A 10,461-nucleotide genomic window follows, 5' to 3' on the forward strand; every position below is an offset into this window, starting at 1 on the left:
TATGGTAACGATTCTTAATATTATTTTTACAATTTCTATTATGAATCTAAATCCACGTTTAGACAACTTAGGGGGTCACTTCATATTATCTTAATTGTAGTGTAATCTAACCATTGAAAAAAGGCAAATAAAAAAACCCGCAGAAAATTATCGAAAAGTACTTGAAATGCAATATGATATTTGGTATTATTAGTAAGCATTGCGAAAGCAAGCGATAAAAAATGCGCCCGTAGCTCAACTGGATAGAGCGTCTGACTACGGATCAGAAGGTTGTGGATTCGATTTCTGCCGGGCGCGCCATTCGATATCGGGAAGTAGCACAGCTTGGTAGTGCACCTGGTTTGGGACCAGGGGGTCGCAGGTTCGAATCCTGTCTTCCCGACCATTATAAATGGCTGGGTAGCTTAGTTGGCTAGAGCATCCGGTTCATACCCGGAAGGTCGTGAGTTCGAGTCTCACTTCAGCCACCATTTATTATTTGTAGTTATATGCTGGACCCTTAGCTCAGTTGGTTAGAGCATCCGGCTCATAACCGGTGGGTCACAGGTTCGAGTCCTGTAGGGTCCACCAATATATAAAACTTAAGACATCTGGAGGAATACCCAAGTGGCTGAAGGGTCCGGTCTTGAAAACCGGTAGGTCGGGAAACTGGCGCCTGGGTTCGAATCCCAGTTCCTCCGCCATTATTATTTAAGTTTTATGATTTATTTTATTCATCGCGGGGTAGAGCAGTTCGGTAGCTCGTCGGGCTCATAACCCGGAGGTCGCAGGTTCAAATCCTGTCCCCGCAACCAAATGGTCCCGTAGCTCAGTCGGTAGAGCAAAGGACTGAAAATCCTTGTGTCGTTGGTTCGATTCCGACCGGGACCACCATTTGGAAAGAAAGTGTCTAATCAATATTGATTAGACACTATTTTTTTATTCTTCAATAATCACTCGTTTTGTCATGTTTTATCAAGTTTAATCAGGTAAATGGTGTCAAAATTACTTTGGATCAAAGCAATGTCTAATCTTATTACATGCAAACAGCCCATGAACGCATTATCGCTCACGGGCTGTTTTACATTAATCTTGTCATTTTACGCTGTATTATGTAAATACATTATGACACCACCAAAAGGCGCGAGTATTTTCACGCCTTTTTCAGTGTTTTTCTATTTTCTCTTTTTTGCTCTTGCAAATTTAAATGATGTTCCAGAAATTACTACACCACTTAGTAATAACATAAATAGATAATATGGTGTATTGTTTGGATCACCTGTGTTTGGTGAAGTACTCGGACGGAATACTACTGGTTTATCAGGTGTCTTTTTATTCTCAAACATTAAGGATACTGCAGTTGTTTGATTCGCTTTGATTTCAAAGTTTATCTTTTCCTTATTTAATTGGTATCCTTTAGGAGCTTTCGTTTCTTGGAAATAATAGTTTCCTTCATCTAAATTAGCTGCCGAGATAACTCCGTTTGCATCACTCACAAGTTTTTCAGTTACAAGCGTTCCATCTGCTTTGTATAAACTGAATTCAGCTCCTTCTAAAGCATTCTTAGAAGCAGAGTCGATTTTATGTAAGACAACATCACCTTTCGTGATAATTGCTTTGTATGCGTTAACGAAGCTAACTGATGGTGCATGTGTTAAATCTGTTCCAGTTTTTCTTTGAACAGCTAATGTTCCATCACCGTTATCAACAATTTCGTAAGTAGCAGTGTATGTAGTTGTATCGTATGTAATTCCATCAATACTTCCTGCTTTCTCAACGATCTTGTATGTGTACGTTTTACCTTTATCTGCAAGTGTGTAATTCATTGTTTTAAATGTGAATGTTTCACTTGATCCATTTGTTGGGTTGATAGTTTGTGTATCCACTAAAGTTTCTACACTACCTTCAACTTTGTATAGATCAAATGAGAATACATCTGTTGCAGTAAAGTTTCTTCCTGTTAATGTTTTTGTTCCCGCAAAGGAAACACTTCCATTAGCAGCATATGTGTTTGTAAATGTCACATCACTAGCTGATGTTAAATCTGTTCCAGATTTTCTAGTTAAACGCAGTGTTCCATCACCATTGTCAGTGACTTCATATGTCGCTGTATACTCTGTTGTATCGTATGTAATTCCGGAAATATTTTCTACTTTTTCCTTTATCTTATACGTACGTAATTGATCTTTATCAGCAAGTGTGTAATTCAACGTTTTAAATGTGAACGTTTCATTTGATCCACTTGTTGGTGTAATTGTTTTCGTATCAATTAATACATCCAATCCTCCAACTTTTGCATACAATTCAAATGTGAATGTATCTCCTGCTTTAAAGTCTCTTCCAGATAATGCTTTTGTTCCGCTGAATGCAATTGAAGCATTTGCTGCATATGTATTTTCAAATGCTACATCTGTTGATGAAGTTAAATCCGTTCCAGATTTTCTAGTAGCTACTACTGTACCATCTCCTCCATCTTCAATTTCATAACTTGCTGTATATGTAGTTGTATCATATGTAATTCCAGCAATACTTTCTGCTTTCTCAACAATTTTGTATGTGTATGTTTTACCCTTATCTGCTAAAGAGTAACTCAATGCATTAAACGTAAATGCTTCATTCGAACCACTTGTAGGATTGATCACTTTTGTTTCCAATAATGTATCACCTGAACCATCAACTTTGTATAGTTCAAATGTGAACGTATCACCAGCAGTGAAGTTTCTTCCTGTTAGTGTTTTTGATCCCGCAAATGTAATGCTTCCAACTGCTGCATACGTGTTTTCAAACTCGACAGCTGCTGCAGATGTTAAATCTGTTCCTGATGCTTTCGTAACACTTAATGTACCATCACCATTATCTGCAACTGTGTAATTTGCAGTGTATTCTGTTGTATCATATGTGATTCCTGCAATACTTCCTGCTTTTTCAACAATCTTATACGTATATGTTTGTCCTTTGTCAGCCAATGTGTAGTTTAACGTTTTGAATGTGAACGTTTTACTTGATCCACTTGTTGGAGTAATTGTTTGTGTATCAATTAATTGATCTCCTGAACCATCGACTTTATATAGTTCAAATGTGAATGAATCACTAGCAGCAAAGTTTCTTCCTGTCAGTGTTTTCGTCCCTGCAAAGGCAATACTTCCAGTTGCTGCATACGTATTTGTGAATGTCACATCACTTGCTGAAGTTAGATCAGTTCCAGATTTTTTCGTTGCGCTTAATGTACCATTTCCATTATCCGTAATGTCATATGTTGCTGTGTATACTGTTGTATCATATGTTACTCCAGCTAACGTCTCCGCTTTCTCAACAATCTTATATGTATATGTTTTCCCTTTATCTTCTAACGCATAATTTAACGTCTTGAATGTAAATGCTTCACTTGATCCACTTGTTGGGTTGATTGTTTTTGTATCGAGTAATTGATCTCCTGAACCATCAACTTTGTATAGTTCAAATGTAAATGAATCGCCAGATGCGAAGTTTCTTCCTGTTAGTGTTTTTGTTCCGGCAAACTTAATGTTACCAGCTGCACCATATGTGTTTTCAAATTCTACTGCCGCTGCAGATGTTAAATCTGTACCTGATGCTTTTGTAACACTTAATGTACCATCTCCATTATCTGCAATCGTATAGTCTGCTGTATACACTGTTGTATCATATGTTACTCCAGCCACAGTTCCTGCTTTTTCAACAATCTTATATGTATATGTTTGCCCTTTGTCAACTAATGTGTAGTCTAACGTTTTAAATGTGAACGTTTCACTTGTTCCACTCGTTGGGTTGATTGTTTGTGTATCAATTATTTGATCTCCTGAACCAGTAACTTTATATAACTCAAATGAGAACGTATCACTAGCTGCAAAGTTTCTACCTGTTAGTGTTTTTGTTCCTGCAAAGGCAATACTTCCAGTTGCTGCATACGTATTTGTGAATGTTACATCACTAGCTGATGATAAATCTGTTCCTGATGCTTTCGTAACACTCAATGTACCATTACCGTTATCGGTGATTGTATAGTTTGCTGTGTACACTGTTGTATCGTACGTCACTCCAGCCACACTTCCGCTTGTTTCAACAATCTTATATGTATACGTTTGCCCTTTATCAGCTAATGTATAGTCTAATGTTTTGAACGTGAACGTTTCACTTGTCCCACTTGTTGGGTTGATTGTTTGTGTATCAAGTAATTGATCTCCTGAACCAGTAACTTTATATAACTCAAATGAGAACGTATCACCTGATTGATAGTTTCTACCTGTTAGTGTTTTTGTTCCACCAAAGGCAATGCTTCCAGTTGCTGCATATGTATTTGTAAATGTTACAGCCGTTGAAGAAGTTAAATCAGTTCCTGATGTTTTTGTAACACTTAGCGTACCATCACCATTATCTGTAATTGTGTAGTTTGCAGTGTACTCTGTTGTATCATATGTTACTCCAGATATGTTTCCGATTGTTTCTTTAATCTTGTATGTATATGTGTTCCCTTTATCTGCAAGAGTGTAATTCAATGTCTTGAATGTAAATGTTTCACTTGAACCTGTTGTAGGTGTAATTGTTTGTGTGTCTAATGGTGTTTCAAATCCACCAACAACACCAATTAATTCAAAACTATATGTATCTCCTGCTTTAAAGTCTCTTCCCGTTAATGTTTTAGATCCCGCAAATGTAATATTTCCACTTGCTGCATACGTATTTGTGAATGTTACGTCACTTGCAGATGTTAAATCGGTTCCTGATTTTTTCGTTGCACTTAATGTACCATTTCCATTGTCAGTAATGTCATATGTTGCTGTGTACTCTGTTGTATCATATGTTACTCCAGATATGTTTCCGATTGTTTCTTTAATCTTGTATGTATATGTGTTCCCTTTATCTGCTAACGCGTAATTTATCGTCTTGAATGTGAATGCTTCGCTTGATCCACTTGTAGGAGTAATTGTTTTTGTGTCGATTAATTGAGCTCCCGAACCATCAACTCTGTATAGTTCAAATGTGAATGTATCACCAGATGCGAAGTTTCTTCCTGTTAGCGTTTTTGTTCCGGCAAACTTAATATTACCAACAGCACCATATGTGTTTTCAAATTCAACTGCTGTTGCAGATGTTAAATCTGTTCCTGATGCTTTCGTAACACTTAATGTACCATTACCGTTATCTGTAATCGTGTATGATGCAGTATATTCGGTTGTATCGTATGTTACTCCTGCCACAGTTCCTGGTTTCTCGATAATTTTATATGTATATGTTTGCCCTTTGTCAGCTAACGTGTAATTTAGCGTTTTAAATGTGAACGTTTCGCTTGTTCCACTTGTTGGAGTAATAGTTTTTGTATCAATTATTTGATCTCCTGAACCAGTAACTTCATATAGTTCAAATGTAAATGAGTCGCCAGATGCAAAATCTCTACCTGTTAGTGTTTTTGTTCCGGCAAAGGCAATGCTTCCAGTTGCTGCATACGTGTTTGTAAATGTTACATCACTTGCAGACGTTAAATCTGTACCCGAAGCTTTTGTAACACTTAGTGTACCATCACCATTATCCGTAATTGTATAGTCTGCTGTATACACTGTTGTATCGTAAGTTACTCCAGCTATACTTCCGCCTGTTTCAACAATTTTATAAGTATACGTTTGTCCTTTGTCAGCTAATGTGTAGTTTAACGTTTTAAATGTAAACGTTTCACTTGATCCACTTGTTGGGTTGATAGTTTGTGTATCAACTATTTGGTCTCCTGAACCTGTAACTTTGTATAGTTCAAATGTGAATGTATCACCAGATGCAAAGTTTCTACCTGTTAGTGTTTTTGTTCCACCAAAGGCAATACTACCAGTTGCAGCATACGTATTTGTGAATGCTACATCAGCTGCAGTAGTTAAATCCGTTCCTGAAGTTTTCGTAACACTCAACGTACCATCACCATTGTCAGTAATTTCGTAACTTGCTGTATATTCATTTGTTGCATATGTTACACCTGAAATGCTTCCAACTTCTTCTTTAATCTTATATGTATACGTTTTTCCAGCATCTTCTAGTGTATAGTTTAGCTTTTTAAATGTAAATGTTTCACTTGACCCACTTGTCGGAGTAATTGTTTTTGTGTCTAATGGTGTTTCAAATCCACCAACAACACCATATAATTTAAAGCTATATGTATCTCCTGCTTTAAAGTTTCTTCCTGTCAATGTCTTTGTTCCTGCAAATGTAATATCACCAGTTGCAGTATAAAGTTTATTCTCAATATCTCCAATATCTACAGTAGTTACTCCATTAGAATAGTTCTCATCTAATGTGAATGTATATTTCTCATTAGAAACTGCATACGTACTAGGAGCTACAATCTCTTTGAAATAGTAGTTTCCTGCATCTAAACGAGAAATACGTAATTTCCCTTTATCTGCTCCAGAACTAATAACTTCTAATGCATCTGTTCCTGTACTGTCGTGGAAATACCAATCTTCACCTGCAATTTGTGTTTTTGTAAATCCAGTAACTTTTGTTGCATTGTTGATATCTGAGTCATACTTATACAATTCAAACACAGCACCTGCTAATGCATCTTTTGTTTTTTCATCAACTTTCTTTAATTCCACAGATCGAGGAACGTTATTCAATAACTTGTATGTAATGGCTGTACTTGATATTTTAAACTCAATTGACTGATTCTGCGTTTGATAGAATCCATCTGGTGATGCAACTTCCACCAATACGTAATCACCTTCAGCTAGTTTCGTAATAATGAATCGACCACTACCATCTGGACTTGAAATTTCTGTATCCGTTGCACCAGCATTATATTCATATTTTCCATCTGCATATTTAAATGTTAATGGTGTAGTTAAATCCGTCTTTCTATAAATTTTAAATTTCGCATTTCCTAAACCACCATGAATCGCAGAATCATCATCTTTTGACGTACTGTTTCCATATAATGAATCGGCTTTGTAAATAACCACGTCACCGTTTACTGGTTTAGCAGTAATAGTTCCACCCCAACTGTTTAAGGCTTCTGCATTTTTACTGTTTTCTGTCCATCCACCACTTACTCTGTATCCGTTGCTTACTTTATCAATTGCTCCAGTTTCAGCTTGCGTTACTTTTACACGAGTGGTAACTGTCGCCTTAAAGTTAAGCGCAGGACGATCTACTTTATAGTATTCAAGAGCCTCATCACAGGCTTTAACTAATTGTTTCCATTCCTTTAATGTAAACTTAATTTTTGCCGATGTTTTATCTTGAATCAGTGTATCATCTGTTGCAGTTGAATTTTCGTCAATCAATAATTGTGCATCTGCTTTAATAGTCAAAATTTGCGTTTTTAAATCCGCTAAAGTTGTAAAATCACTTACTTTCAAATATGAGTTATCGCCTTTTCCTGGAGAACCAAAATTCACAATCATGCGCTCTCTTTGGTGACCATACCCATCAGGTTCTGTAACTACCGTCCAGGATTTATTAGTAGCGCGTACTGTTGCCTCAACTGCTTGCATATCTGCATCTGTATCACCAGCTGGGGCAATGTACTGCATTCCTCCTTTTTGACTATCTGTTCCACCTATCAAAACGTTATAATTCATACTAAACGCTTCGAATGTTCTATTCGAATCACTATCACGTAAATAAATCGGAGCTGCTATACGAACAGAAACACCATTATCTCTCCATTTATCCTCGGGGAAAGCATTGAATGTTTGGTGAAAATCTACATATTCTTCAAAAATCAATGGTTCATAATCATATGGTGTATTGATATCAAATTGGTGAGACGCATAATCACTTATTACTACGTTCCATTGGATAGTTTTTGTACTATCTTGATAGTTAGTAAACACTTTCGATGAAGGTCTTGGACCATCTTGAATTACCCCAGGATTTGTACTATCAGGCCTATCAATCCAGTCAATCTCCGCAAATGTTTCTCCATTGCGATCAATAACAACTTTATCTCCCTTTTTACCACCACTAAATCTAGCATCACCTTTCATATTACCTTGCATATCGGTCAATGTAGGTAAGTCAACATCTGGTTCTGGATCAAATGTGATTACATAAAACAAAGTATATGTACCATCGCTGTTTTTTACTTTTTCTACAGTTCCAACAGCAAGTTTTCTATTTAGATTTGGATCAATTAAATCTTTCTCTCCAAAATCCAAACTATTTACTAACGCTTCTGACGCACTCAATGTCAATAACTCAAATTTAATGTAATCCCCAGCTTCATAACCTTTAGCATTAGAGTCTTTTATACCCCAATCCATTTGATAGTAAATCGCAGGATTACCAAAAGTCGCCCATTCAAGTTTACTAGATCCTGTTTTACTTCCGTTAACCTCATGATACACTTCATGTTTTACTGCACCATCATACGTAGCCATTTCTAAAATTAATTCCTTAATTATAAAATCGTTTGTTACATCTGTTCCAGGTGAATTATTAAAATATGGTGTAATTGCTTGTTGTAAAGCCAATGTCTTCGTGTATGTTGTATCGTTGTGGTCTTTAAACACTAAGTTTGCATCTTTATCCGTATTTACTTTTGCATTTACACGCAAATTTCCCTTAAGTACTGCATTTTCATCTACTGCACTTTGCTTAATGTTAAATACAATCTTTTGATTTGTTACATCCACAACTGCAGTTCCCACTTCAACTCCATTTGTGTTTGTTAGTGCTGCTTGCAGCGCATCAACAAGTTGTAACTCCTCTGGAAAGTATAGTCTCTTTTCTGACAATGTATCTTCATCATTTGTCAGATCCCATGAGAGGTCCACACCTACCATTTCATCTTTTTTAAACAGCTCAGATTCATCATCATGTGTAATGTTGATTTGAGAAATCCATTCTGTTTCTTTAGCTAATACATTTGCATACTCACTCCCTGTGAAGTATGTAGCAATGAGTAACGTAAAAGCTAAACATAATTTTGAAAGTTTCTTCATAGTTATCTCCTTAACTTCTATCCTTTACTATCCAATTTCTATTTCTAATCTATTTCCGGCATAATCGTAAACATAAAACAAATCATGTACATCCAGTGGGCTGTAGATTTGTATAATGTTTGCTTCTATATCGTATGTGTAGTCATTAGACAATACTCCATTTCGATATAGTTCAATTGTTGCGTAATTGATTTGTGATGCGTTATCACCTAAATATAATGTGTATAAAAACTCTTCATTTGTATGGTATCCTGTAGGACTTTCTACATCGATATTTGAAACCGTAATTTCAAATGCATCGATAACCTTTCCATCTTTTTCCAATTGAATGGTATATGTACCATTTTGAGCAACCTGTGTAGTTTGCACACCGTCAATAAGTAGTCGATCATAATTTGTATTACTTGTATCAACTTCTATTTCTACTACTTGATTGGTCCATTCTTGATTAAAATGAACACCAGTTATTTTTGACATTTCTGCAATAGCTGGTTGCTGAATCATTGGCAAAGCAAGAACTCCTCCACCAACTGGCTCACTTGGTCGTGAATGAATATATGCAGCACCTGTAAAGCAAACCGCTGCTGCAGTAGCAACTGCAACTTTTGTTTTAAATGCCATACCAAATAGCGTTCCTCCACCAAGGATTTTTTGTAGAATATCAGAATTCACACTAGCTCCTTCTGAACACAGTTCACTCAATAATCGATATGCTTGCTCCAACACACCTGGCGAAAGCAACAATACACTGTAACTTTTTGGTGATATCCCCTGTTTTTGCAAATCAACTCGTAATGTTTTTTTAATTTTGTTCAATCTTGAACTTACAGTGCCTCTAGGAATATTTAAGATTTTTGAAATTTCCTCTAACGGAAGTTCTTCATAATATCGTAAAATTCCGACACTCTTTAGTGGTATACTCATCGAGTTTAGTGAATCCATGATGGCATTCATCACTTGCTTGTTTTCAATAATCGTTGAAATATCATCTTGTTTTACATCCTCGAAATTATCCACTGCGTATCCATCCTCTAACGTAGTATATTTTTTCTCCTTCCGTGCATAGTTTAAGCACTCATTGTAAACGATTCGTTGAATCCAAGCGTGAAAGTACTTGGGATCGTTTAAATTTCTCAACTTCTTGTACACTTTGATAAAAACCTCTTGTAAGACATCACTAGCCACCTGCTCATCTCTAAAGAAATGTGTTGCGATAAAATATACCTTATTGTAGTATGCTCTATAAATTTCGGAGAATGCATCCGTATCTCCTGAGACTGCTTTTTCTATGATGTCAATTGACACTAAGTTATAAACTTCCTCCACTATATCCCCCTTTCAGAAACATGTAGTTTTATCACACAAAATTACGCTTTATTTATAACGGGATTAAGTTAACCCAAACATAAGACATGTAAAAAACAAAAAAGTCTCACTTTATTTTAATGTCATTAAGTTAAGAATCCATTAACCAAGCAAAATTCATCGATGAAGTGAATTTTGCTTGGTTTTTTTGTTGTCTTCTAAAAGTTGTGTT

2 protein-coding genes and 7 tRNA genes are annotated in these 10,461 nt (G+C 36.1%); 7 read left to right on the forward strand and 2 right to left on the reverse strand.

Annotation, left to right across the window (positions count from 1 at the left end; all coding sequences use genetic code 11):
* Positions 1 to 223 precede the first annotated feature (223 nt).
* The 7 genes from EDD63_RS10685 (at position 224) to EDD63_RS10715 (ending at position 873) form a co-directional block, all read left to right on the forward strand.
* Positions 224 to 300 (forward strand) — tRNA-Arg (locus tag EDD63_RS10685).
* An 8-nt stretch (positions 301 to 308) separates the two neighbouring features.
* A tRNA-Pro gene (locus EDD63_RS10690) sits at positions 309 to 385 on the forward strand.
* A gap of 8 nt (positions 386 to 393) precedes the next feature.
* Positions 394 to 470, forward strand: a tRNA-Met gene (locus EDD63_RS10695).
* 23 nt (positions 471 to 493) lie between these two features.
* Positions 494 to 570, forward strand: a tRNA-Ile gene (locus EDD63_RS10700).
* Positions 571 to 592: 22 nt separating this feature from the next.
* Positions 593 to 683, forward strand: a tRNA-Ser gene (locus EDD63_RS10705).
* Between the two features lie 34 nt (positions 684 to 717).
* Positions 718 to 794: transfer RNA gene (locus tag EDD63_RS10710), tRNA-Met, on the forward strand.
* Between the two features lie 3 nt (positions 795 to 797).
* Positions 798 to 873, forward strand: a tRNA-Phe gene (locus tag EDD63_RS10715).
* A gap of 281 nt (positions 874 to 1,154) precedes the next feature.
* Here EDD63_RS10715 and EDD63_RS10720 read toward each other — a convergent pair.
* Both EDD63_RS10720 and EDD63_RS10725 read right to left on the reverse strand, forming a co-directional pair.
* A complete protein-coding gene (locus tag EDD63_RS10720; protein ID WP_134171299.1) occupies positions 1,155 to 8,924 on the reverse strand; it encodes a Spy0128 family protein in 7,770 nt (2,589 codons plus the stop codon).
* Positions 8,925 to 8,951: 27 nt separating this feature from the next.
* On the reverse strand, positions 8,952 to 10,250 hold the full coding sequence (locus EDD63_RS10725; RefSeq protein WP_166667631.1) for an RNA polymerase sigma factor: 1,299 nt from the start codon (positions 10,248 to 10,250) through the stop codon (positions 8,952 to 8,954).
* Between the last annotated feature and the right edge of the window lie 211 nt (positions 10,251 to 10,461).

The organism is Breznakia blatticola, assembly GCF_004365815.1.
Lineage (GTDB): Bacteria > Bacillota_I > Bacilli_A > Erysipelotrichales > Erysipelotrichaceae > Breznakia > Breznakia blatticola.